General features: G+C 61.5%; 21 protein-coding genes and 3 tRNA genes. 16 read left to right on the forward strand and 8 right to left on the reverse strand.

The features are described 5' to 3' along the window. Nucleotides 1-28 precede the first annotated feature (28 nt). Nucleotides 29-1,354, reverse strand: a complete 1,326-nt coding sequence (locus BN32_RS04260; protein ID WP_019196871.1) for a multicopper oxidase family protein — start codon at nt 1,352-1,354, stop codon at nt 29-31. A 151-nt stretch (nt 1,355-1,505) separates the two neighbouring features. On the opposite strand from BN32_RS04260, the gene BN32_RS04265 reads away from it, so the two are divergent. Beyond that, a tRNA-Leu gene (locus BN32_RS04265) sits at nt 1,506-1,590 on the forward strand. Nucleotides 1,591-1,756: 166 nt separating this feature from the next. Continuing rightward, nucleotides 1,757-3,115 carry a trigger factor gene (gene tig, locus BN32_RS04270; protein ID WP_019196873.1) on the forward strand — a complete coding sequence of 453 codons (1,359 nt, stop codon included), beginning with the start codon at nt 1,757-1,759 and terminating at the stop codon, nt 3,113-3,115. A 35-nt stretch (nt 3,116-3,150) separates the two neighbouring features. On the opposite strand, the gene BN32_RS04275 is transcribed toward tig, so the two are convergent. Further along, complete coding sequence (locus BN32_RS04275; protein ID WP_019196874.1) at nt 3,151-3,597, reverse strand: MaoC/PaaZ C-terminal domain-containing protein; 447 nt, start codon at nt 3,595-3,597, stop codon at nt 3,151-3,153. Nucleotides 3,598-3,913: 316 nt separating this feature from the next. Here BN32_RS04275 and BN32_RS04280 point away from each other — a divergent pair, with 316 nt between their 5' ends. Then, nucleotides 3,914-4,546, forward strand: coding sequence for an ATP-dependent Clp protease proteolytic subunit (locus BN32_RS04280; RefSeq protein ID WP_019196875.1), 633 nt, complete (start codon nt 3,914-3,916; stop codon nt 4,544-4,546). A 268-nt stretch (nt 4,547-4,814) separates the two neighbouring features. Then, nucleotides 4,815-8,183 carry a CHAT domain-containing protein gene (locus BN32_RS04285; protein WP_019196876.1) on the forward strand — a complete coding sequence of 1,123 codons (3,369 nt, stop codon included), beginning with the start codon at nt 4,815-4,817 and terminating at the stop codon, nt 8,181-8,183. A 50-nt stretch (nt 8,184-8,233) separates the two neighbouring features. On the opposite strand, the gene BN32_RS04290 is transcribed toward BN32_RS04285, so the two are convergent. Next, nucleotides 8,234-8,755 carry a hypothetical protein gene (locus tag BN32_RS04290; RefSeq protein ID WP_019196877.1) on the reverse strand — a complete coding sequence of 174 codons (522 nt, stop codon included), beginning with the start codon at nt 8,753-8,755 and terminating at the stop codon, nt 8,234-8,236. Nucleotides 8,756-8,928: 173 nt separating this feature from the next. On the opposite strand from BN32_RS04290, the gene BN32_RS04295 reads away from it, so the two are divergent. The 5 genes from BN32_RS04295 to lon all read left to right on the forward strand — a co-directional run bounded on the left by BN32_RS04295 (nt 8,929) and on the right by lon (nt 14,787). After that, complete coding sequence (locus BN32_RS04295) at nt 8,929-9,381, forward strand: hypothetical protein (RefSeq protein WP_019196878.1); 453 nt, start codon at nt 8,929-8,931, stop codon at nt 9,379-9,381. A gap of 56 nt (nt 9,382-9,437) precedes the next feature. Continuing rightward, nucleotides 9,438-9,602 (forward strand): hypothetical protein, encoded by a 165-nt coding sequence (locus BN32_RS04300; protein ID WP_244438087.1) that lies wholly within the window; start codon nt 9,438-9,440, stop codon nt 9,600-9,602. A 45-nt stretch (nt 9,603-9,647) separates the two neighbouring features. Then, a complete protein-coding gene (locus BN32_RS04305) occupies nt 9,648-10,415 on the forward strand; it encodes a hypothetical protein (protein WP_019196880.1) in 768 nt (255 codons plus the stop codon). A 338-nt stretch (nt 10,416-10,753) separates the two neighbouring features. After that, nucleotides 10,754-12,028 carry an ATP-dependent Clp protease ATP-binding subunit ClpX gene (gene clpX / locus BN32_RS04310; protein WP_019196881.1) on the forward strand — a complete coding sequence of 425 codons (1,275 nt, stop codon included), beginning with the start codon at nt 10,754-10,756 and terminating at the stop codon, nt 12,026-12,028. A 332-nt stretch (nt 12,029-12,360) separates the two neighbouring features. Beyond that, nucleotides 12,361-14,787, forward strand: coding sequence for an endopeptidase La (lon, locus tag BN32_RS04315; RefSeq protein WP_019196882.1), 2,427 nt, complete (start codon nt 12,361-12,363; stop codon nt 14,785-14,787). 169 nt (nt 14,788-14,956) lie between these two features. Here lon and BN32_RS04320 read toward each other — a convergent pair. Then, a tRNA-Val gene (locus BN32_RS04320) sits at nt 14,957-15,033 on the reverse strand. A gap of 150 nt (nt 15,034-15,183) precedes the next feature. On the opposite strand from BN32_RS04320, the gene BN32_RS04325 reads away from it, so the two are divergent. Further along, a complete protein-coding gene (locus BN32_RS04325) occupies nt 15,184-15,492 on the forward strand; it encodes a YciI family protein (protein WP_019196883.1) in 309 nt (102 codons plus the stop codon). 54 nt (nt 15,493-15,546) lie between these two features. Here BN32_RS04325 and BN32_RS04330 read toward each other — a convergent pair whose 3' ends face one another. The 3 genes from BN32_RS04330 to BN32_RS04340 all read right to left on the reverse strand — a co-directional run bounded on the left by BN32_RS04330 (nt 15,547) and on the right by BN32_RS04340 (nt 17,884). Next, complete coding sequence (locus BN32_RS04330; protein ID WP_019196884.1) at nt 15,547-16,128, reverse strand: hypothetical protein; 582 nt, start codon at nt 16,126-16,128, stop codon at nt 15,547-15,549. Further along, nucleotides 16,125-17,354 (reverse strand): peptidase T, encoded by a 1,230-nt coding sequence (gene pepT, locus BN32_RS04335; protein ID WP_173405773.1) that lies wholly within the window; start codon nt 17,352-17,354, stop codon nt 16,125-16,127. The genes BN32_RS04330 and pepT overlap by 4 nt, the downstream gene beginning before the upstream one ends. A 230-nt stretch (nt 17,355-17,584) precedes the next feature. Next, the gene (locus BN32_RS04340; RefSeq protein ID WP_019196887.1) at nt 17,585-17,884 is read right to left on the reverse strand and encodes an HU family DNA-binding protein; all 300 of its coding nucleotides are present in this window, start codon (nt 17,882-17,884) and stop codon (nt 17,585-17,587) included. A 219-nt stretch (nt 17,885-18,103) separates the two neighbouring features. Here BN32_RS04340 and BN32_RS04345 point away from each other — a divergent pair. Then, a tRNA-Asp gene (locus BN32_RS04345) sits at nt 18,104-18,180 on the forward strand. Between the two features lie 265 nt (nt 18,181-18,445). Here the strand turns inward: BN32_RS04345 and BN32_RS04350 are convergent. Continuing rightward, complete coding sequence (locus BN32_RS04350; protein ID WP_488225989.1) at nt 18,446-19,111, reverse strand: SGNH/GDSL hydrolase family protein; 666 nt, start codon at nt 19,109-19,111, stop codon at nt 18,446-18,448. Here BN32_RS04350 and BN32_RS27540 point away from each other — a divergent pair. The 5 genes from BN32_RS27540 to BN32_RS04370 all read left to right on the forward strand — a co-directional run bounded on the left by BN32_RS27540 (nt 19,005) and on the right by BN32_RS04370 (nt 22,414). Further along, nucleotides 19,005-19,241: a hypothetical protein gene (locus tag BN32_RS27540; protein ID WP_244438089.1), complete on the forward strand. Its 237-nt coding sequence runs from the start codon at nt 19,005-19,007 to the stop codon at nt 19,239-19,241. The two genes, BN32_RS04350 and BN32_RS27540, sit on opposite strands and share 107 nt — an antisense overlap. A 112-nt stretch (nt 19,242-19,353) precedes the next feature. Continuing rightward, nucleotides 19,354-20,592 carry a hypothetical protein gene (locus BN32_RS04355; RefSeq protein ID WP_019196889.1) on the forward strand — a complete coding sequence of 413 codons (1,239 nt, stop codon included), beginning with the start codon at nt 19,354-19,356 and terminating at the stop codon, nt 20,590-20,592. Further along, nucleotides 20,589-21,173: a protein-S-isoprenylcysteine O-methyltransferase gene (locus BN32_RS04360; RefSeq protein WP_019196890.1), complete on the forward strand. Its 585-nt coding sequence runs from the start codon at nt 20,589-20,591 to the stop codon at nt 21,171-21,173. The genes BN32_RS04355 and BN32_RS04360 overlap by 4 nt, the downstream gene beginning before the upstream one ends. Nucleotides 21,174-21,449: 276 nt before the next feature. Then, a complete protein-coding gene (locus tag BN32_RS04365) occupies nt 21,450-21,656 on the forward strand; it encodes a hypothetical protein (RefSeq protein ID WP_051488435.1) in 207 nt (68 codons plus the stop codon). A 152-nt stretch (nt 21,657-21,808) separates the two neighbouring features. Beyond that, complete coding sequence (locus tag BN32_RS04370; RefSeq protein ID WP_019196892.1) at nt 21,809-22,414, forward strand: hypothetical protein; 606 nt, start codon at nt 21,809-21,811, stop codon at nt 22,412-22,414. Nucleotides 22,415-22,687: the final 273 nt, after the last annotated feature.

Genomic DNA, 22,687 nt, shown 5'->3' on the forward strand with positions numbered 1-22,687 from the left:
GGGCGAGCCAACGCGACTTAATCGAGAATTATTCCACTGTGTAGCTGCGCACGAGCTTGGGCGCGGCCCAGTTGATCGCAGCCGCCTCCATCAGCCAGCGTCCGGCATATTCGGCCATGAACGCGATGCGCTGGGTCTGGCCTTTGTCCACCATCAGCGTGTCCAGCCAGAACGGCTTCCAGCCGTCGTCGAGCCGGTCGAGCAGCCGGAAATGGTGACCGTGCAGGCGGAAAGCGACGGGCGTAGCGGTAGGATTGTTGATCGCCATCACGACGGTCCGCCCGCGCTTGACGCGATACGCCGGCGTTGTCGCGGCATCAAACTTGACCGGCGCGAGCCACTGCGCGTCCGGATCGAGCGACAGGTCGGTGCGGAGCGCGCCCTTCAGGTCGAGACGTTCGGGAAGATTCCCGGACGGAAACGCGGCTGCGGGCGGCAGCGGCGCAGCGCGAACCGGAGCATCGTTCGACATCGTGAGTTGCGCGATGGTCCTTGGACCGGTGCCGTCGTGCAGGATGATCGGCGAGACGGTGCCCGGCGCGCGCGTGGCGTCGATGAAAACGTCGATCCGCGATCCGGGCGCAAGCACAAGCTGGCCATCGCGGGCGGGGAAGGGTTCGGAGGGCTGACTGTCGATCGCCATGACGCGCACGTCATGGTTCTCGATCCGCAGGCCGAGGGGCGAGCGCGCGCAGCCGTTGATGAAACGCAGGCGCACGCGTTCGTTGACCTTTGCGGTCAGATCGAACCGCGGCTGTCCGTTGACGGTGTAGACCGCGGTGGTGCCTTCGGGGTTACTCCCCGGCGCGATGGCGCTGCCGTCGGCTTTCACGCGCCATTCCTCGATCAGCAGCACCTCGTCGCGGTCGGCCGGAATCGGCGGACTGTCCTCGACGATGAGTGCGCGGCTGGACATCGGGCGCTCTGCGGAATCGCCAAGGAGTTGCGCGCTGACCAGGGCCGTGCCGGCCTGACGCAGGGGCAGGGTGAAGGAGGCGCGGCCACCCGGAGGGACGGGCGCCAGTCCGGTCAATGGAGCCGCAGCCTGCGCGCCATCAATTCCCAGCCAGTTCAGGACGATAGGAGACGAGAGTTCATTTGAAAGCGTAACTGCGAGGTCGCCCTTGCCGAACCGCAGGGAACTGGTGACAGGCCCCCCGTTCGGGGCCTCAAGCGCCCAGATCTGGCTCCGGGGCAGACCCTGTCCCAGCGCGGCGGTCGCGGGCCGCGCCTGCAACTGCAGGGCCGGACCGGTCTGGGCTGAGACAGGCAGCCGCAGCCCGGATGCGAGGGCGGCACCGCCGAGGCCTGCCAGCAGGGTGCGTCTGGAGGGCAAAAAGACCTGATTTGTCATCGCTGATGCGGACCATTTTCCGCACCCGATGTCCAGTCGGCCCCTTGTCGCTAACGCCGCGTCGCCGCAGCCATTTTTTTGGCTCGCGAACCGGTTACACCGTGTTATAAGCCCGCCGCTCGCGGCTGTGCCGCCTGACGATATGCGCTGCGCGGGCGTGGCGGAACTGGTAGACGCGCTGGGTTTAGGTTCCAGTGACGAAAGTTGTGGGGGTTCGAGTCCCTCCGCCCGCACCAAGCGCGATTTTTGTTTGCGCAAGACATTCTGGAGGAGACGTCCCTCGCGGGAACGTGTCCGCCGCACCACCGATGCATTCCGAACGGCTCGCGGCCGAATGGTTTGTGTCCAACAGATTGACAACGACCCGGCTGCGCCGGGTCAAGCCGGAAGAAGATTGACGCCATGCAGGTTACCGAAACCCTCGCCGAGGGATTGAAGCACGAGTTCAAGGTCAGCGTTCCCGCGTCGGATATCGATGCCAAGGTGGATGCCCGTCTTGTCGACATGAAGGACAAGGTTCGGCTGAACGGTTTCCGTCCCGGCAAGGTGCCAGTCGCTCATCTCAAGAAGGTCTACGGCCGCTCCGTCGCCGCCGAGACCGTCGAGCAGTTGATTCGCGACACCAACGCCGGAATCTTCACCGAGCGCGGTTTCCGTCTCGCGACCGAGCCCAAGGTCACCATGCCGACCGAGGAAAAGGAAATCGAAGACGTTCTCGCGGGTAAGTCCGACCTGAATTATTCGGTCGCCATCGAAGTCGTGCCGGCGATTGAACTGGCTGACTTCAAGAGCTTCAATGTCGAAAAGCCGGTGGCGGAAGTGACCGACGCCGACGTCGACGAAGCGCTGAAGCGCATTGCCGATCAGAGCCGTCCTTATGAAGCGAAGGGCGAAGGCGCGAAGGCCGAGAAGGGCGACCGCGTCACCGTTGCGTTCAAGGGCTCCATCGACGGCGAACTGTTCGACGGCGGCACCGGCGAAAACATTCAGGTCGTGATCGGTTCGGGCACGTTCATTCCGGGCTTCGAGGACCAGCTGATCGGCATCGCCTCGGGCGAGACCCGCAACGTCAAGGCCTCGTTCCCGAAGAACTATGCCGCGCCGAACCTCGCCGGCAAGGACGCCGAGTTCGAGACCACCGCGAGCCTGATCGAGGCGCCGCAGGAGTCGAAGGTCGACGACGAGTTCGCCAAGAACCTCGGCATGGAATCGCTCGACAAGCTCAAGGAAGCCATGCGCGAGCGGCTGGTGGCTGAATTCGCCGGTGCGTCGCGCCAGCGCGTGAAGCGCATCCTGCTCGACAAGCTCGACGAGACGCACAAGTTCGGTCCGCCGCCGTCGCTGGTCGAGGAAGAGTTCAAGCTGATGTGGAACTCGATCAAGGCCGAGATGGAATCGACCGGCAAGACCTTCGCCGACGAAGACACTACTGAGGAAAAGGCCAAGGAAGAATATGAGAAGATCGCGGATCGCCGCGTTCGCCTCGGCCTTGTGCTCTCCGAGATCGGCGAGAAGAACAAGATCACCGTTACGGACGACGAAGTCAGCCGCGCGCTGATCGACCGTGCGCGCCAGTCGCCGGGCCGCGAGAAGGAAGTCTGGGATTTCTATCGCAGCAATCCGAACGCGCTGGCCCAGCTTCGCGCGCCGATCTACGAGGACAAGGTCGTCGATTTCATTCTTGAGCTTGCCAACGTGACCGAGAAGAAGGTCACGCGCGACGATCTGCTCAAGGAAGAAGAAGACAAGACCGCCGCTTAAGCGCTGGCCGCTACGACAGCACCGATCATCGCCGGTTACGGCTGGGGATGATCGGGTCGCGAACGGATCACGGCATCCAGAACAACCGACAGAACGGTATCGGTTCCGTCGGTGATCTGGCTCCGGATCGTGATGACGGCATTTTTCCGTTCAGGCCGATGTGCGATCGCAGCAATCTCGGCATGCCCCGTGAGCGTCATGCCGGGGCGCACCGGCCTCTGAAATTTGGATTCGATGCGGGTGCCCGCGACGCCGGCCACCTGCCACCACATCGCTTCAACAATCAGCCGCTGGTAGATCGCCGTGGTGTGCAATCCGCTGGCGATGAGACCGCCGAAGGGACCCTTCGCCGCGGCGACCGGATCGACATGGATGAAGAGGGGATCGAAACGTTCCGCGAAATCGATGATTTCGGCTTGTTCGATCGGGTAACCGCGAAAAGGAAAACGTTGCCCAACCGTGAGATCTTCAGCGTAAAGCATGAGGGTCTGTTCCTTGCCGAGAGTGCGGCCGGACGATAGCAGGTCGGGTACGCGCAGCCATTACCTCCCGCGTCAGGCGCGCGGGAGGGATGAGGCTATATTAACGATATGAGCCGAATACGCCCGAAGGCACGCCAGCGTCGCTTTCCGCTGTACGCCGAATCGGCTTCAACTGGCCTGGCTCCGGCTTTTCCCACCCTTGTGGTCGGCCGCTCCTGCTATATCTGTAGAGTCCGACCCTTCTGCATCACGAGGCATTTCGTCTGCCGGAACATCCAGCCGTCCGGCCCCGCCTCCACTAACCATCAGGTGATAAATGCGCGATCCCGTTGAAACCTACATGAACCTCGTGCCGATGGTGGTTGAGCAGACCAACCGCGGCGAGAGGGCGTACGACATTTTCTCGCGCCTCCTGAAAGAGCGCATCATCTTCGTGACCGGTCCGGTCGAGGACGGCATGTCGGTGCTGGTCGTCGCGCAGCTCCTGTTCCTGGAAGCCGAGAATCCGAAGAAGGAAATCTCGATGTACATCAACTCGCCGGGTGGCGTGGTGACATCGGGTCTGGCGATCTATGACACCATGCAGTTCATCCGTCCGCCGGTCTCGACCCTGTGCACCGGCCAGGCGGCGTCGATGGGTTCGCTGCTGCTCGCGGCTGGCCACAAGGACATGCGCTTCTCGCTGCCGAATTCGCGGATCATGGTTCATCAGCCGTCGGGCGGTTTTCAGGGCCAGGCGACCGACATCATGCTGCACGCGCAGGAAATCCTGAACCTGAAGAAGCGGCTGAACGAAATCTACGTCAAGCACACCGGCCAGACCTACAAGGCGATCGAGGACGCGCTGGAGCGCGACAGATTTCTGACCGCCGAGATGGCGAAGGACTTCGGTCTGGTCGACCAGGTGATCGACAAGCGCGCCGAGGAAGTCACGCCGAAGCTGCCGTAAGGCGAATTCGCGGCCTGGTTGTGAAATGAAAAACGGACGCCCCTCGGGCGTCCGTTTTTGCATGAACGCTTCACCCATTTGGGGTATGGCGCAGGCTTTTTGGGTGCCGCAGCCGCGCTGTACTTGACCGCATCAGGTTCTTGGCCGCTATTTCCAATTGATCCGGGACTTTTGGGCCCGTCTTATTTTTTCTGCTTTTTTGACGGCATCCAATTGCGCTCCGGACACACCGTATTTCGGTGAGAACGATGATGTCCGGGAGCATGCCATGATGACAGGCGCACGAAGCGGCGCGGCCGCGATCCTCTTCTCGCTCTGCTCACTCACAGCCATTGTTCCTGCCTCCGCACTGGAACTCGAGCAGGCGCGCGAGCGCTGCCGCGCTTCCATCGGCATGCCGACATATCAAGCCTGCAAGCAGGGGGGCGGTCAGCACGACGCTTGCAAGGCAAGGGCAAAGGCCGCTGCTACTCCCTGCGTGAGGAACGCAATGATGGCCGCGCGCCCGAAGGCTGCGCTGTTCGACGCCGCCAAGGTGTCGGCGCCGAAGAAGGAGGATATCGCAGCAGGCGCCGCGGCTTTGGCGAAGACCACCGCAACGCTGGTGGCGCCACCGCGAACGGTTTCGGACATCACGGCCATTCTTGACCAGCAGAAACCCGATCCGGCGAAGATTTCCGAACTGACGGCGACCGCCGATGCGCCGGTGCCTGCCGGCTTGAAGGGAAACGAGCTTGCGGCGTTTCACTACAAGCGCGGGCAGGCGCGAACGCTGGTCGGACGCAACGCTGAAGCGCTTGCGGATGCTGAACTGACTGTGTGCCTTGGTAAGGGCGAGGACGTCAAGGTCTTTGCCCGCTACGAACAGTTCCTGATGCGGCGCCTCCGCGAAGCCGGCGAGAACAAGCGTGCTGACGGTATAGCTGCGAGACAGATCGCCGCCGCAAACAGTCAGCCCAAAGGAAAGGGACGGCTCTTCGGTCTGTATCTGGGGCAGGTGGTCGGGCTGATCCGGTCAGGCGACATCAATGCTGCCGAATCCTATGCCGCCCGCAATCGTTCGTTGCTGGCTGAGGCGCAGCGCTGGCCGGTGTTCCCGATCTATGGAATGAGCTGGCAGGCGATCATCGAAGACGGCAATGCGCGCGTCGCCGAAGCGCGGGGCCGGTTTACCGATGCGGAGGCCGCGTATCGCAAGTCCGCGGTGTTTTACACGAACGCGCTCGCCACCATGTCGCAGTGGGAAACCAAGCCCGCCGAAGGCGAGATGGAACGGTTCGCCGATTGGGCCACGGCGTTTGAAGGCCGTACCAAGGTCAAGCAGGGGCGTGTCGGCGAGGGAGAAGCGGACGTGCGGCGCGCGCTGCTCAGCCGCCTCAGCAAATCGGGAAAATTCCATGCGGACACCGCGGGAATTCTCTCGGTGTTCGTGTATGTGGTTCAGGAGCAGGGCCGTTACGCGGAAGCAGAGCAGCTTCAGCGTGAAGTTATCAGTATCTACAAGGGACTCGGTTACGCCGAGGACGCCGGTCCGATGGTCAACGCCAATGTCTTCCTTGCGCAGATTTTGAATCTTGAGCGCAAGTACGACGAGGCGACGAAGCTCTACGATCAGGTCGATGTCTGGACCGCGAAGTGGGAGCCCTCGCGCAGGGAAAACATCAGTGGCGGCCCCGCGCGCGTCTCCATCATGCTGACGCAGGGCAACTACGACAACGCGCTTGAAATTGCGCAGCGATCGTACGAGCGCGAAAAGGCCCGTTCGGGCGAGAAGAGTCTCAACACCGCGGTTAACCGCGGCTATTACGCCGTGACGCTGGCGCGCAAGGGGCGGGTCCCCGAAGCGCTGCAGGCGTTCAAGGATTCGATCCCGATCCTGCAGACGGCATCCGGCGGCAGTGATGACGATGCCGGATCGACGGCGGCAGCACGCGAAGGCCGCCTTCGTTTCGTGGTCGAAGGTTATCTCCGCACACTGGCGCTCAATCCGGCGATAGCGCCCCCCAATGTCGCAGAGGAAACCTTTGCCTATGCCGACGTGCTGCGCGGACAATCGGTGCAGCGCGCGTTGCAGGCATCGTCCGCCCGTGCGTCCACCAGCAATCCGGAACTCGCCAAGCTGATGCGTAACTCGCAGGACAACGAAAAGCGGATCGGTGCGGCGGTTGCCACGTTGAACAACCTGCTGACGCTTCCGCCTGCCGAACGCGAGGAGAAGGCAGTCAAGGCAACGCAGGTGGAAATCGCGGCGTTGCAGGCAGCGCGCACGCAAACGCTGAACGACATTGCCAAGAAGTTTCCCGACTACGGCAATCTGGTGAACCCGCCGCCGCCGAACGCGAGCGATCTGCAAAAGCAACTCACGGACGACGAGGCGCTGCTGTCGTTCTACTTCGGCCGCTTCGACAGTTTCGTCTGGGTGCTGCGCAAGGGCGCGCCGGTGCAGTTCGCCCGGATCAAGATGACGCTCGGTGACCTGAATACGACCGTGACCAAGCTGCGCGAGGCGCTGGAGCCGAAGGCGGCGATGATCTCGGACATCCCCACATTCGACGTGAAGCTGGCGGCGCAGCTCTATGATCAGTTGCTGAAGCCGCTGGAGAGCGACTGGAAGCCGGCGAAAAGTCTGATCGTCGTGACCAACGGCGCGCTCGGCCTGCTGCCGCTGTCGCTGCTGCCGACCGCGGCCGCAGAGGTCAAGACGGACGACGATCCGCTGTTTGCAAGTTACCGCAACGTGCCGTGGCTGGCGCGAACCCACGCGGTGACTTTGGTGCCCTCGGCATCCGCGCTGCAGACCCTGCGCAAGCTGCCGGCGGGCAAGGCCACGCGGCAGGATCTGATCGCATTCGGCGATCCTTACTTCAGCAAGGAGCAGGCTGACGATGCGGAAAGGACCGGCAAGCCGATCCAGGTCGCCGACGCATCGCTCGCGACGCGCGGTGTGCCGCTGAAGCGCCGCAACAGTCCGCAGCTTGAGGGTGTCGACAGCGCACAGCTCGGCCAGTTGCCGCGCCTGCCGGACACGTCCGATGAACTGACGTCCATCGCGCTGGTGCTGCAGGCGGACCCGACCAAGGTTCTCAACCTCGGCAAGGACGCGAACGAGAAGAAGGTGAAGTCGATGGACCTTTCGGGGTTCAAGATCGTCGCCTTCGCAACCCACGGATTGGTGCCGGGCGAACTCGATGGCCTGACGCAACCGGCGCTGGCGCTGTCCGCGCCCGCGCTGTCGGATTCCGACGGTGACGGGCTGCTGACGATGGAAGAAATCCTGTCGCTGAAACTCGACGCCGATTGGGTCGTGCTGTCCGCGTGCAACACGGCTGCCGGGGCCGGGGCGGGCGCTGAAGCCGCATCGGGTCTCGGCCGTGCGTTCTTCTATGCAGGTACGCGCGCGCTGCTCGTGACGAACTGGTCCGTGCACTCGCAATCGGCGCGTGAACTGGTGACCGACCTGTTCAAACGGCAGGCGAACGATCCGAAACTGACGCGCGGCGAGGCGTTGCGGCAGGCGATGATGGCGCTCGCAGACGGACCGGGCTATCTCGGCGCGGACGGCAAGACGGAATTCGCCTACGCGCATCCGTTGTTCTGGGCGCCATACTCGATCATTGGCGACGGCGGCGGGCGCTGAAAGTCGTCACGGGCAAATCGCGGTCAAGACCGCGCCGCTGCGGTGTCGATCTAGCTCTTGCTGTCGCGCCGGGCTTGCGCGGATTTGGTCGCTTGAGAGGTGCTGCCAATCCGCTTGCCCGAGATGATGGTTCTGCGGCGACGGGTGGGATTTGGAGCCATGCCGTCTTTCGCTGTCTGGCCTGGGGCCGGGCTGGTGAAGTTCGCCGCTCGCCGCATTGCAAGGGCACGCCGGGCAGCGTCGACATTGGTGGCGCGCGCTTCAAGGTTGCGGATGCGCGTGGTTTCCTTGTTCACGCGTTTCAACGCATTGGCGAAAACCTGTTTGCGCTGTTGCGGCTGTTCGCTGGTGCCCGGAAAGCTGCCGCCACGCGGCTCCGCTTTCCCCCGGCGCTCCCGCTGCTTCTGGCGCGCCAGCGTCCGCTCCTTGTCGCGCATCCGCCGAAGCTGGCTTTGCAGCGACACGAGGCCATCAAGGTCGAGGGCATACAGATCAGGGTGATGCGACCCTTTGATCACGCCATATTCCTCGTGGCTTAGCACGCTGCGCTCGAACTTGCATGATATGGACATCGTTCGTTCTCCTGCTACGACGTTCCCGTTCCGCAGAAAAATCATGCCATAGAAAAACAGGAGCGGCGAACTCGTTTTAACGGGCGCGCATCAACCTTCCGGGAGAACGGCACCCGCCTTCCGCAAAGCTGCGGCGTGCTGTAGAGTTGCGGTATTGCTAAGGAGATTTTCTCATGCGGCGTTTTTGGATATTTCTGGGGTGCACGATTGTCGTTGCGGCTTTTCTGGCAGCCGGAGAGTCGAAGGCCGGCACGGTTCTCATTTCCGCCGACGAGGCCAAGCTGCCGCCGCCGAAAGGCGCAGTCGGCGTGGCGACCCGCGGAATTACCCGCGGACCGAAGGTTGCGTTTGTCGGCACAGCGGATGCGACACAATCGCCGATGCGTCTGCAATTGAAGTTCGAGTCGTTCGGCGGAGCCAAGATCGATACGGATTCATTGAAGGTGACCTACATGAAGAGCCCGTCTGTCGACCTGACGCCGCGGCTCAAGCCTTTCGTGAAACCGGACGGGATCGATATGCCCGATGCGGAACTGCCGGCCGGTGATCACGTCATTCGTGTGGATGTGAAAGATTCAGAGGGCCGCGCGGCGACGACGAGTTTCACCCTCAAAGTCGCGCCCTGAGCCGTATGATTGCCGCTTGCCCCTTTTGTGCGCAGCCCACTGTCCCGCAAGCGCTGGTGTGCAGTTCCTGTTCGCGCGACATCACGATTCCGGAAACGCTGCTTGCCGAGCGGGACGACCTGATCCGCAAGCGTGCTCTCGCCAGCGAAGAACTGGCGCAGGCGAAAGCGGAGCTTGAGGCGCTCCGGCGCCGCCAGCGCATCTCATTGCGGCGGAGTTGATATGTCCAAGTCGTTTATTTTCAACTCCCACGCGTCGGCCATCTGATGGAATGTCCGTTCTGCGCCGAGAAGGTGAAAGACGAGGCGCTTGTCTGCAAGCACTGCTCGCGCGACCTTCGGGTGGTGCGCCCGGTACTTCTTGAAATCGAGGGCGTCGTCGCGGACATCGAAAAGATCCGGCGTGAGTTCGACAACGTCAGCGCGCGGCTTTACCGCCGCCGCCATCCGGTCAGATCCTTCGCCACTCACAGCATCGGCTACATTCTGATTCCGGCGGTCTTGCTGGTGGCGGCGCATGTTATCGTCACCATCGTGCTGAATGTGTCGCCACTGTATCTGCGCATCGCCTCGGTGCTCATTCCGCTGCCGTTCGGCTTCGCGATCTTCGCGGTCCAGAAAGTCGGATATCGCGGCGCCGCCCTCGCTGGAGTCGTCACGGCGTTGCTCGCCGTGTTTTGCATGCTGACCGTGACCGGCCTGAACGACCACGTTCCGATTTTGCCTGCATCCTGGATTGAATGGCGCGAGGTGCTTGAATATTCGGCGAGCATCGCTCTGGCCTTCCTGACCGGAAACATTCTCGGCATCCTGATGCTGCAGCTTCTGGCGAGTTCGCTGTCTCAAGGCGACCGGCCAAACGCTGCGGCCTATCGCGCGGCGCGGCTGCTCGGGCCTTATGTTGGAGAAGATCAGCTTCGGCGCCGCGCCCGGATCATTCAGGAACTGATGAAGACCGCCGGCCCGCTTCTTGGCATCTTGTCCACAGCTGCAGGTTCGATATATGCGGGCCTCAAGGGGATCCTTGGCTCATAGCAGCCAGTCAGGGCCGCCAGCGGAGTTCCACGGCCCAAGGCCCGTGTCATTCCCGCAACGCTGCAATGAATTCGACGAGCCAAGCTCCTGAAAACGCGCAAAATTGCGCCAAGATCACGGTGTTGGGTACTTCGGTGATTAGCGAATTCTTGATAGTCGGGTGGCACCATGGTTGGCTAGGGCCTGATGATCGGGATTCGATTGAACCGTGATTCGTGCGGCAAATGGAGTGGTGGGTCTTTTTTGGTACGGTTTTTGCTCTATCTAAACATTATTCCGGTGTGTACCGGGATGGGGCAAACCTCTGAGACAAGATCGAGCGGCGGACGGAGATAGGAATGAGCAAGGTCGGTACGAGCGATTCAAAGAACACTCTCTATTGCTCGTTCTGCGGGAAGAGCCAGCACGAAGTCCGCAAACTCATTGCGGGCCCGACCGTATTCATCTGCGATGAATGCGTCGAATTGTGCATGGACATCATCCGCGAGGAGAACAAGTCGTCGCTGGTGAAGTCGCGCGATGGCATTCCCACGCCGAAGGAAATTTGCAAGGTTCTGGACGACTACGTGATCGGTCAGCAGCACGCCAAGAAAGTGCTCTCGGTTGCAGTCCACAACCACTACAAGCGCCTCAATCACCAGACCAAGCACAACGACGTTGAGCTTGCGAAGTCGAACATCCTGCTGATCGGTCCCACCGGTTCGGGCAAGACCCTGCTTGCGCAGACGCTCGCCCGTATCCTCGACGTGCCGTTCACGATGGCCGACGCGACGACGCTGACCGAAGCCGGTTACGTCGGTGAGGACGTCGAGAACATCATCCTGAAGCTGCTGCAGGCCGCCGACTACAACGTCGAGCGCGCGCAGCGCGGCATCGTCTACATCGACGAAATCGACAAGATCTCGCGCAAGTCCGACAACCCATCGATCACCCGCGACGTGTCGGGCGAGGGCGTGCAGCAGGCCTTGCTGAAGATCATGGAAGGCACCGTGGCTTCCGTGCCGCCGCAGGGTGGCCGCAAGCATCCGCAGCAGGAGTTCCTGCAGGTGGACACGACCAACATCCTCTTCATCTGCGGTGGTGCGTTCTCGGGCCTCGAGAAGATCATCTCGTCGCGCGGCCGGACCACGTCGATCGGTTTCGCAGCGCAGGTTCTGGCTCCGGAAGACCGTCGCACCGGCGAAATCTTCCGCGAGGTCGAGCCTGAGGATTTGCTGAAGTACGGTCTGATCCCGGAATTCGTCGGCCGTCTGCCGGTTGTGGCGACGCTCGAGGATCTGGATGAGGCTTCGCTGAAGAAGATCCTGACCGATCCGAAGAACGCGCTGGTGAAACAGTACCAGCGCCTGTTCGAAATGGAGAATATCGAGCTGACCTTCGCCGACGAGGCGCTTGGCGCGGTGGCCCGCAAGGCCATCGAGCGCAAGACCGGCGCGCGCGGGTTGCGGTCGATCCTCGAAAGCATCCTGCTCGAGACCATGTTCGACCTTCCGGGCCTGGAAGGCGTCGAAGAAGTTGTGATCTCGCGCGAAGTGGTCGAGGCGACGGCGCGTCCGCTCTACATCTACGCGGACCGTTCGGACCGCGCCGCAGAGACCAGCGCCAGCGCCTGAGCGGGTTCATAGGAACCGTTGAGGTTGTCAACAGGAAACGGCTGCCGATACCCTTCGGCAGCCGTTTCTGCGTCTTGTGCGACGTTAGAATAAACCAAGATTGGCGGGGGTTTTCGCTCTCTTGACACCCCCATGCGCCATAGCCACCTAATGATGTGCTGCGGACAAAACCTCGCAAGATTCGCAGTAAATCGACCCGGGCAGGGAGAGGCCGCGATGCGGCCGCTGGCTCAAAAGAGCTCTTTCTTTATCCGGTACACAAGGCACCTTGTGGCAGTCGCGTCAGGAACGGCGGATTGCGTGCAAGGGGGCGCAACAAAGGGAATATAGGCATGACAACTGCCTCAAAGCCTCGGCCAACCATCGTTCACGGTGAAAGCCACTCCTATCCGGTGCTGCCGCTTCGCGACATCGTCGTCTTCCCGCACATGATCGTGCCGCTGTTCGTCGGCCGCGAGAAATCGATCAAGGCGCTCGAAGAGGTGATGAAGAACGATGCGCTGATTTTCCTCGCGACGCAGAAGAACGCGTCCGATGACGATCCGGCTCCCGATTCAATTTACGAGATCGGTACGCTCGCCAGCGTGCTGCAGCTCCTGAAACTTCCTGACGGCACCGTGAAGGTGCTGGTGGAGGGTCTCGAGCGCGCCAAGGCTGGCAAGTATTCCGATCGCAGCGACTTCTATGAAGCTGAAGCCGTGGCGCTTGCCGACGTCGACGCCAAGAGCGTCGAGGCGGAAGCGTTGTCGCGTTCGGTCGTCTCCGACTTCGAGAGCTATGTGAAGCTGAACAAGAAGATTTCCGCCGAAGTGGTGGGCGTCGTTCAGCAGATCACGGATTTCGCGAAGCTCGCGGACACCGTGGCGTCGCACCTCGCCGTCAAGATTTCCGACCGCCAGACCATCCTGGAAACGTTGTCCGTCTCCCAGCGCCTTGAGAAGGTGATGGGCCTGATGGAGAGCGAAATCTCGGTGCTGCAGGTCGAGAAGAAGATCCGCTCGCGCGTCAAGCGCCAGATGGAGAAGACCCAGCGCGAGTACTACCTCAACGAGCAGATGAAGGCGATCCAGAAGGAACTCGGCGACGACGAAGGTCGCGACGAGCTGGCCGATCTGGAAGAGAAGATCAACAAGACCAAGCTCTCGAAGGAAGCTCGCGAGAAGGCTCAGCACGAGCTGAAGAAGCTGCGGCAGATGTCTCCGATGTCCGCCGAGGCAACGGTCGTGCGCAACTATCTCGACTGGCTGCTGTCGATTCCATGGGGCAAGAAGTCCAAGGTCAAGAAGGACCTCGTTGCCGCGCAGGAAGTGCTCGACTCGGATCACTACGGGCTTGAGAAGGTCAAGGACCGCATCGTCGAGTATCTCGCCGTGCAGTCCCGCGCCAACAAGCTGACCGGACCGATCCTGTGCCTCGTCGGCCCTCCGGGCGTCGGCAAGACCTCGCTTGGCAAGTCGATCGCGAAGGCGACCGGACGTGAGTTCGTGCGCGTGTCGCTGGGCGGCGTGCGGGACGAAGCGGAAATCCGCGGACACCGCCGCACCTACATCGGCTCGATGCCCGGCAAGATCATCCAGTCGATGCGCAAGGCGAAGACCTCGAACCCGCTGTTCCTGCTGGACGAGATCGACAAGATGGGCGCGGACTTCCGCGGCGATCCGTCGTCGGCTTTGCTTGAGGTCCTGGACCCCGAGCAGAACGGGACGTTCAACGATCACTACCTCGAAGTGGATTACGACCTCTCCAACGTGATGTTCATCACGACCGCGAATACGCTCAATATTCCCGGACCGCTGATGGACCGCATGGAGATCATCCGCATCGCCGGCTACACCGAGAACGAGAAGGTCGAGATTGCCCGCAAGCATCTCCTCCCGAACGCCATCTCGAAGCACGGTCTGAACTCGAAGGAGTTCTCGATCGACGACGAGGCGCTGTCGTTCCTGATCCGCCGCTACACCCGCGAAGCGGGCGTGCGTAACCTCGAGCGTGAGATTTCGACACTCGCCCGCAAGGCGGTGAAGGAGTTGATGATCTCGAAGAAGAAGTCGGTGAAGGTCACTGCGGCCGTGGTCGAGGAGTTCCTCGGCGTGCCGAAGTATCGTTACGGCGAGATCGAGAGCGACGACCAGGTTGGCGTCGTGACCGGTCTGGCGTGGACGGACGTCGGCGGCGAGCTGCTCACCATCGAAAGCGTCATGATGCCCGGCAAGGGCCGCATGACGGTGACGGGCAACCTGCGCGACGTGATGAAGGAGTCGATCTCGGCTGCTGCGTCCTACGTCCGCTCGCGAGCGATCAACTACGGCATCGAGCCGCCGTTGTTCGAGCGTCGTGACATCCACGTGCACGTGCCGGAAGGCGCGACGCCGAAGGATGGCCCGTCGGCCGGTGTTGCGATGACGACGTCCATCGTCTCGGTGCTGACCGGCATTCCGATCCGGCATGATGTCGCCATGACCGGCGAGATCACGCTGCGGGGACGGGTGCTGCCGATCGGCGGTCTGAAGGAGAAGCTGCTTGCGGCCGCGCGTGGCGGCATCAAGACGGTCTTCATTCCTGAGGACAACGCCAAGGACCTCACGGAGATTTCCGACGCCATCAAGGGCGGCATGGAGATCATCCCGGTCGCGCGGATGGACGAAGTGCTGGCCAAGGCGCTGGTGCGGGTTCCGACCCCGATCGTCTGGGAAGAGGATGTCAAGGCGCTGGCAAAGCCTGACGCCGATGAGGCTGCGGGCGGCCTGACCGCACACTGAGCGATACAGCAAAATGAATGGAAACGGCGTCCTTCGGGGCGCCGTTTTCTTTTTGGACGACCGAGCCGCAGTGAGCGTCGTTTAGCGCGTGTGCTGCCGTTCAGCCTGGACGGCGCGCGCCCTTGCGGTCGCTGGTCTGGCGAAGGGATGCAATTGATATTCAGGGGAATGGTAGGCGGTGACGGATTCGAACCGCCGACCCTCTCGGTGTAAACGAGATGCTCTAACCAGCTGAGCTAACCGCCCGTCAGTGCTGTATTTGCCCTGTCGCACGAGCTGACGCAAGCCATTCGGGCGCGCATTTCGTCACGTCATCGCCATTTTGACATTTTAGATACTTCCATCAGGCGGGCCTTGATCGGCTAATCCTGATTGTTTCTCTGCGTGAGTGGTTAGATGCAATATTTCATGTGCCGCTTTGTTCCGCCGGGCCCGGATTTCCTGAAGACCATGACGCCGGATGACAGGCTGCTGATGAAGTCGCACGGCGAATTCCTGCAAGCGCTGTTGGAGAAGGGCGGCGTTGTCGCGCACGGGCCGGTGGCTGATCCGTCGGGTGGCTGGGGCATGTCGCTGTTCGAAATGGCGGATGATGAGAGCGCCGACGATGTCCGCGCCATCGTCGCGGAAGACCCGATGATCAAGGCCAATGTCGGCGCGCGCTACGATGTGCTGCCGATGCTTCAGCTTCGGATGCGACCGTAAACCGTCAATTCCCGATCCTCTCGGTGGCTCTGACCGGCGGAGCGCGCCGCCCCGCTACTTTTTCGTCAGGGTGAACTGCGATTGCGTCAGGCGGCAGGGCTTTCCGCCAGCACAATCGGCGAGGGCGATCAGCTTTGCGCCGCGAACGAGATGCTCCTTGGTGTCCTCAGACCGGTGCGGCGTCAGCACTGTCATCGCAGTGCGCAGCGACTCCGCTATATCCTCGTTCGCCTTCGCGTCATTCCTGTCGCTGAGAATCGCAACGTCGATGATGTCGTGGTTGCGCGCGTCGATATCGACGAACACCAGTCCGATCGGCAGCGGCTGCAGCGCGACATTGCTGAACGTGCAGGTCAATGCGTTCTGGCACATCGAGAGCAGGCGGCGTCCCTGTGGCCGCCACAAACATTCCGGCTTCGCATTCGGGCGCACAAGGCACACCGCGATGTCGGGCGCCGCGTTGAGGTTGAGCTTTGAATTGCCGAGCCGCGGCACGCCGTCCCACGGGCTGCCGTTGATTATGGTGGCATCCGCCGTCACCGTGATGTCGAAGCGTTGCTCCTGTGCGTGTGCGCCCAGTGGCACGAGCAGAGCAAGCGCCAGCAACGTGCTGAGACGGTTCAAAATCCGGATCATGCCTTTTCCTCCCAGATCGCGGCGAGATGCACGATGGTACGCACGGCGCTCTCCATGTCCTGAACGCTCACCCATTCGAGGCGCGAGTGAAACGCATGCTCGCCCGCGAAGATGTTCGGGCAGGGCAGTCCCATGAATGACAGGCGCGATCCGTCGGTCCCGCCGCGGATGCTGCTGAGGACGGGCTGAAGCCCTGCGCGATTGATCGCTTCCAGAGCGTATTCAACCACCTGCGGATGGCGGTCGAGCACCTCCTTCATGTTGCGGTACTGCTGCTTGACCTCGAACGTGTAGGACGAGCGCGGAAAATCCTTCATGACGCCGCGCACGATGTCCTCGAGCAGGGATTCTTTGTCCTTCAGGCCCTGCTCGGTGAAATCACGCACGATCAGCGACAGCGTGGCGCTGTCGAGCCCGCCTTCGAGTCCGATCGGATGCAGAAAGCCTTCGCGGCCTTCGGTGGTTTCCGGCGCAAGATCCTTCGGCAGCCGGTCAACGATGCGGGACGCGATCTTGAGGGCGTGTTCCATCCTGCCCTTGGCGAAGCCCGGATGAATGCTGACGCCCTGAATGGTGATGGTCACGCCGTCCGCCGAGAACGTCTCGTCTTCGAGGTGGCCCGCGCTTTCGCCGTCGATGGTGTAGCCGAAGGCCGCGCCGAGCTTCTTCAAGTCGACCTTGTCGGCTCCGCGGCCGATTTCTTCGTCCGGCGTGAACAGGATCTTGATGGCGCCGTGCCTGATTTGCGGATTGGCGATCAGAATCTGCGCCGCATCCATGATCTCGGCGACGCCGGCCTTGTTGTCTGCGCCGAGCAGGGTGGTGCCGTCGGTGGTGACGATGTCGCTGCCGATCTGCTCTGCAAGCGCCGGGTTATCGGTGACGCGGATGACCTGGCTGGGATCGGCGGGCAGCACGATGTCGCCGCCGCGATAGTTTTTCACGATCTGCGGTTTGACGTCCTTGCCGGTGCAGTCGGGTGAGGTGTCCATGTGCGAGCAGAAGCAGATCACCGGAACGGTTTTGTCGGTATTCGCCGGGATGGTTGCATAGACGTAGCCGTGCTCGTCGAGATGCGCGTCGGCGAGTCCGAGGTCGCGTAGTTCCTGAGCGAGCAGGCGGCCGAGATCTTTCTGCTTTTCGGTGGAGGGGCAGGTTGGAGACGACGCGTCCGACTGGGTGTCGATTCGTACGTAGCGCAGGAATCGGTCGAGGACGGTGTGCATAAAGTTGACGGGCAAGATGCTGCTCCAGTTTCGATTGTCATACGCGGACTCGATCCGCGTATCCATCAGGCTTCGCAAAATGCATTTCCTGAGAGATGGATTGCCGGGTCAAGCCCGGCAATGACATCGAAGGTGTGAGCGCGGCTGAGGCCGATGCCGTTAGTCAAAAAGAAAAACGCCATCCCGGCGGACCGGAATGGCGTTGGGCCGTTAAGTCAGAAGCGCCGGTGTTAGACGGCTTCCTTCAATTCCTTGGCAGCGCGGAACGCGACCTTCTTGCTGGCCTTGATCTGGATCGCTTCGCCCGTTGCCGGGTTGCGGCCCATGCGGGCAGCGCGCTTGCGCACCTGAAGGATGCCGAGGCCGACGATGCGGATACGCTCGCCCTTCTTGAGGTGCTTGGTGATCTTGGTGACGAGGTCGCCGAGAATCGTTTCGGCAGCCTTCTTGGACAATTCGTGCTCTTCGGCCAGTGCTGCGGCAAGGTGCTTCAGGGTAATCGTCGCTGGGGTCGCTGCTTTCTTCGCCATGTTTGGCCCTCCTCGTGGATACTAGGCTTCGAGAACTTACGGTAGATCAGGGCTTAGTTGATTCGGACGTATGCTGACTACGAGTTTTGCCTGTAAATAGCGCCTTATTTAAACAGACAGCCTCGGAAAGCCTTACACACAAGGGGATTCGCAACAACCTTGACTTGGGAAGTTACGCCCTTTAAGTCCCCCTCCAGTGCGCAGATCGTTTCGGTCTACGCGGGAGTAGCTCAGTTGGTTAGAGCGCCGGCCTGTCACGCCGGAGGTCGCGGGTTCGAGCCCCGTCTCTCGCGCCAACAAAATCAAACACTTAGCTGTTTTGGGGGGCTTTTGAACGTGTCGGGCGCCCGACATATGGCCCCCTGCCGCGCTTCATCGCCGATTTCAGGAATGCAGCTACGGCGGAACGTTTCCGCTCGCTGCATTTGTGATTCAACTCCAGGCGCGGGACTGGGCGGTGGGCCCGACGACGTTCGGGGATGCCCTCCGTGGCCTAGCGAAGGCTGCTGACGGGTCTGAAAGGTCCAGAGCATGGAGAAAGAGGGCGAACGCCCAGAGCGCCTAGCGCGCGCTCATGACGATCGCTCTGGCAAGAGCCCGGCCGATGCAGTCGTAACCTTCGGCGGAGTTGTGCAGCCCGTCCCACGAAACCAACGCTCCCGACGGCAGGCCGGCGTCGATCGAACGTCGCATCAGCGCGAAGCGGGGAAACAGGCCAACCTGTTGCTGTCGCGCACCGTCAGCTATGATTCTTTGCATGATTGAATGATCGGACGAGGCGAGCACGACAGGCGCGTATTGCAAATCCATCAGGATCACGTCCGCGCCGCTGGCCTTGAGCGTCTGCACGCCGCCCGAGATGATCGACTTCAGGCCATCGGCACGTCCGCCCCATGCGATGTCATTCGTGCCGAGCTGCCAGATGACAAGATCAGGTTTGGCGGAAAGAACGTCGCGATCGAAGCGGGCGATGTTGCCGGGAATCGTATCGCCGACGCGGCCACTGTTGATGATCTGGATATCCGAATTCGGACGCAGCCTGATGAGCTCTCGCCGCATCACTTCGGGGTAGGTAGCTGCCGCGCTCATGACCCACAATCCCACTGTCGACGATGAGCCCATGGCAACCACCTTGATTAAACCACCGGCTTTGAGCCGCGCCGAGGTGTGCGGCAGTGGTGCTCCCAGGGTCAGATTCTGGTTTGCCGCAAGGCATGCTTCCGCCACCGAGCGGACGGACGCTGTTTCTGCGAAACCTGCCGTCGCCGCCGGAATCAAGAGCCCGGCCACGACGCAAATGCAGCTCTGGATTGAACGCCATCCATGGGTGATCATGGGCGAGTTCCGTCAGGGGTGAGCGTTTCCACACTCTGCCCGAGAGACGCATTTGCCAAGCCCGTGATACAGTCGCGCATATGGATTGACGCCAACCGGCCAGGGTGGGCTTTAGGTCGACCTCTAGGAGCGAGATGACGGACCACCCTGCAATCCGGAAAAAACTGGTGTTCCATATTGGCGGCTACGATCCCAGTATGGTGCCGGAAGCGGCTTATCGCCGGTTCGTCCGCGAACTGCGGCGCTTCGAAAACACGTGGAAAGCAGAAGCTTCGGTTTCCCCGCCAACGGTCGAAGCGGATCAGGCGACGTGGGATATTACGACCACGGGCCCGAACTGGCGTGTCGAGACGCGCTATTGTCTGGTGCGGTGGGACGACGTCATCGGCACCGTTGCCCGTCAGCCCTGGTGGCGGCGAATTGTTTTCAGCCAGCTTGGATGGATTGATTTCGCCGTGGGCGGCGCCCTGGTCGGTTACATGCGCACCAGCTGGCGCTACGCGCTGTTCTTCATCTATCCCTTCTTGATCTTTGATGCGTTCGTCATCGCCGCGTGGCTGCTAGGCGGTTTTGTTGCAAGCGTGAGCGATTCTGTCTGGATCGGGGCAGCCGCCGCATTGGTGGTGTTCGTTGGATTTTTGCGAGGACCGTGCCGTTGGCTCGGTCTTGCCACGCTGTTCGACGATTGGACCTTCTCCAGCGCGTACGTCCATGGAGGCTATCCGGTCCTCGACCACAAGCTTGACGTCATTGCGAAGGTGATTGATGCCGCCGCCCGCAACACGGAGGCGGATGAGATCCTTGTCATAGGCCACAGCCTTGGTGCGGTGATCGCGGTTGACCTTCTGGCCCGCGTGCTGGCGCTCAACCCCCTCGTGGGCGAAAACACGCCCAAGGTGGCGTTCTTGTCGGTCGGATCATCCATCCTTAAAATCGGATTGCATCGGGGGGCCAAACGTTTTCACGCCGCGCTTCAGCGCGTGGCCGGGGCTTCCGGCATATTCTGGACCGAGTATCAGGCTTTGATCGACGTGATGAACTTCTACAAGACGAACCCGGTGTCCGAGATCGGACTGAAAACCACACCCGACCGTCCGGTGCTGCGCATCGTGAAAATCAGCAGCATGCTCGATCCCGTCTCGTACGAGCGAATTCGCCGCAATTTCTACCGGGTGCACAATCAATTCGTCAGCGGCAACGAACGGCGCACGGCCTATGATTATTTCATGCTGGTGTGCGGGCCGTTGTCGGCAAGGCTGCAGGCCAAATTGCCGAACGGCCCGGCTTCGGCATTTGAGCCGGACGGCACATTGATCAGCGCCGCGCACGACAGCAGTGACGCTGCCGGGTCGGCCTTGGCGGCCCGCCGATGACCCCGTCGGTTGCGAAAGCGGTCTTCGCTCTTCTTGCGGCAGGCTGGTACGTTATCCGCTTTCCGTATGCGCGACGGTCGGCCCGTACGCCTGTCGCGCGAACGGCCCGCGGATTGCGGGAAATCATCCTGCTGTCCATATCCCTCACGGGCCTCGGTATTCTGCCCTTCCTTTACATCGCCACAGGGTTTCCGCGCTTTGCCGATTACGCCTTTCGTCCGGCTCAGGCGTGGCTGGGCCTTCTGGCGGCGATCGCGGCGCTGGTGATGTTTCGCTTGACCCACAAGGCGCTTGGCAGGAACTGGTCCGTCAGCCTCGACGTCCGGGAAAATCACAAGCTCATTTCGGATGGTGTTTACCGGCACTTGCGGCATCCAATGTATACCGCGTTCTGGCTGTGGGCGGTTGCGCAAGCATTGCTTCTTCCCAACTGGGTTGCCGGATGCGCCGGCCTCGTGGGATTCGGAGTTCTCTTTTTCGGACGAATCGCGAAGGAGGAGGAGCTGATGCTGGAAAGCTTCGGCGGCGAATACCGCGAATACGTATCGCGGACCTCCCGAATCATTCCCTGGATCTATTGAGCAAAAGGGCGGTGACGAGCCGCCGTTTTCTGAGCGAGCCGCGTCGCCGAGGGGTCGCTGATCAGACAACGGCAGGACGCTCGCCCTCGGTGCGTCATTTGGGCCACATTCCCGAAAAAAACCGCTTGGGTCTCGGTGGAACCAGGCGCTTTTTGTTGTCTGGTAACCATGATGTGGCAATATTTCAATCGACGTAAATCGCCGCAAATGGGGTTTTCGAACGAGCTGTACCAACCGCTAACCAGCGTGTCGACGCTGATCCTGAGGAGATTGCCCGTGCTGAAAGTTCTGATCGCGACATCCATATCGTTTGCAATGGTGGGGGCCGCTGCCGCAGCAGACCTTCCGCGCCCTCAGCCCGTCTACCAGCAGGCCGCCGTCGGCAAGATGCCAATCGGCAAGCTGCCAATTATCGGCAAGCTTCCTGGAAAGACACCGGTTGGAAAGTATCCAACTGCCGCTCCCCTTGTGACCAAGGGCTAACAGGCGCCTGACATATATCGGTGCGACGAGACCTCTGACTCCTCTCGGGGAGTCCGAGACCTCGTGGCTGTTTCCTTTACCGGGGCGGTAATCTTGATAGGGAGCTGACAGTGCAGGACACTCCACGCAAAGGGATCTGCTGGGGCTTCTTCATGACGGGCGTTTTTGCGCTCGCGGTCTCGTTCTGGGCGGGCACCGGTGGTGCTTCGGCACAGCAACTCGCGGTGCGCAGCGAGCCCGAAAAGGCCGCGGCCGAGCCAGCTGTCAAGCCGGTTCGCAAGCCGCAGGCACACTATCCATATTACGTCGACTTCCGGGCACGGACCGCCGCAAGCTATGGCCATGCGTTTGTCTGGTTTGGCCGCACAGTGGACCGGAAGGTTGAAGTCGCCGGCCTTCACCCGGCGGGTGAGAGCACCGTGCCCTACATTCTCGGGCACGTCCTGCCGGTGCCTTCGGAGACGGGTGCCAGCTATGGCGACCTTGACGTTCAGTACCTGACCGCCAACTACCGTGTTTATCTCAACGAGGCAGATGGCAGGCGCGTCTTCGCATACATCAAGAAGCTGCAAGGCAACTCGCCTATGTGGAATGCGGTGACCTACAATTGCACCGCCTTTATTGGTGATATCGCAAAGTATATGGGGTTGAAGACGCCATATACGCATCTGCTGTACCCGGAAGAGTGGGTCAACAATCTCAAGAAGATCAACGGCGAACGCAAGTCGGTGCAGTTGGCGCCTGAGCGCGAACAATAATCCAGTTCGCCGAATTGCGGTTCCGACGCTTACCGTAGAGCGGGCACGACGACCGGCTCGTGTCGTCGTGACAGCCTTTAGATCCATCAACACACTCAACCGCTTAGAGTCGCCGGCGACGGCTTTCGCCGGGCACTAGCGGCTCGTGCCCAAGCCTGCGCCGCGCTGCCGGCATTGCGGCCAGCTGCGATTGAGTATTTTGGCAGGCCCGCGCTCTCCTGTATGGCTATGGCGCGCCCGCTCCGGACGCCAAGAATGTTCGTCAACACCTGC

This window comes from Afipia birgiae 34632, assembly GCF_000308295.2.
GTDB classification, from domain to species: Bacteria; Pseudomonadota; Alphaproteobacteria; order Rhizobiales; family Xanthobacteraceae; genus Afipia; species Afipia birgiae.

What these genes read in the sequence shown, in the direction of transcription:
- BN32_RS04260 (WP_019196871.1), bottom strand. Translation starts at nt 1,354, where the DNA reads ATGACAAATCAGGTCTTTTTGCCCTCCAGACGCACCCTGCTGGCAGGC.
- tig (WP_019196873.1), top strand. Translation starts at nt 1,757, where the DNA reads ATGCAGGTTACCGAAACCCTCGCCGAGGGATTGAAGCACGAGTTCAAG.
- BN32_RS04275 (WP_019196874.1), bottom strand. Translation starts at nt 3,597, where the DNA reads ATGCTTTACGCTGAAGATCTCACGGTTGGGCAACGTTTTCCTTTTCGC.
- BN32_RS04280 (WP_019196875.1), top strand. Translation starts at nt 3,914, where the DNA reads ATGCGCGATCCCGTTGAAACCTACATGAACCTCGTGCCGATGGTGGTT.
- BN32_RS04285 (WP_019196876.1), top strand. Translation starts at nt 4,815, where the DNA reads ATGATGACAGGCGCACGAAGCGGCGCGGCCGCGATCCTCTTCTCGCTC.
- BN32_RS04290 (WP_019196877.1), bottom strand. Translation starts at nt 8,755, where the DNA reads ATGTCCATATCATGCAAGTTCGAGCGCAGCGTGCTAAGCCACGAGGAA.
- BN32_RS04295 (WP_019196878.1), top strand. Translation starts at nt 8,929, where the DNA reads ATGCGGCGTTTTTGGATATTTCTGGGGTGCACGATTGTCGTTGCGGCT.
- BN32_RS04305 (WP_019196880.1), top strand. Translation starts at nt 9,648, where the DNA reads ATGGAATGTCCGTTCTGCGCCGAGAAGGTGAAAGACGAGGCGCTTGTC.
- clpX (WP_019196881.1), top strand. Translation starts at nt 10,754, where the DNA reads ATGAGCAAGGTCGGTACGAGCGATTCAAAGAACACTCTCTATTGCTCG.
- lon (WP_019196882.1), top strand. Translation starts at nt 12,361, where the DNA reads ATGACAACTGCCTCAAAGCCTCGGCCAACCATCGTTCACGGTGAAAGC.
- BN32_RS04325 (WP_019196883.1), top strand. Translation starts at nt 15,184, where the DNA reads ATGCAATATTTCATGTGCCGCTTTGTTCCGCCGGGCCCGGATTTCCTG.
- BN32_RS04330 (WP_019196884.1), bottom strand. Translation starts at nt 16,128, where the DNA reads ATGATCCGGATTTTGAACCGTCTCAGCACGTTGCTGGCGCTTGCTCTG.
- pepT (WP_173405773.1), bottom strand. Translation starts at nt 17,354, where the DNA reads ATGCACACCGTCCTCGACCGATTCCTGCGCTACGTACGAATCGACACC.
- BN32_RS04340 (WP_019196887.1), bottom strand. Translation starts at nt 17,884, where the DNA reads ATGGCGAAGAAAGCAGCGACCCCAGCGACGATTACCCTGAAGCACCTT.
- BN32_RS27540 (WP_244438089.1), top strand. Translation starts at nt 19,005, where the DNA reads ATGGCAACCACCTTGATTAAACCACCGGCTTTGAGCCGCGCCGAGGTG.
- BN32_RS04355 (WP_019196889.1), top strand. Translation starts at nt 19,354, where the DNA reads ATGACGGACCACCCTGCAATCCGGAAAAAACTGGTGTTCCATATTGGC.
- BN32_RS04360 (WP_019196890.1), top strand. Translation starts at nt 20,589, where the DNA reads ATGACCCCGTCGGTTGCGAAAGCGGTCTTCGCTCTTCTTGCGGCAGGC.
- BN32_RS04370 (WP_019196892.1), top strand. Translation starts at nt 21,809, where the DNA reads ATGACGGGCGTTTTTGCGCTCGCGGTCTCGTTCTGGGCGGGCACCGGT.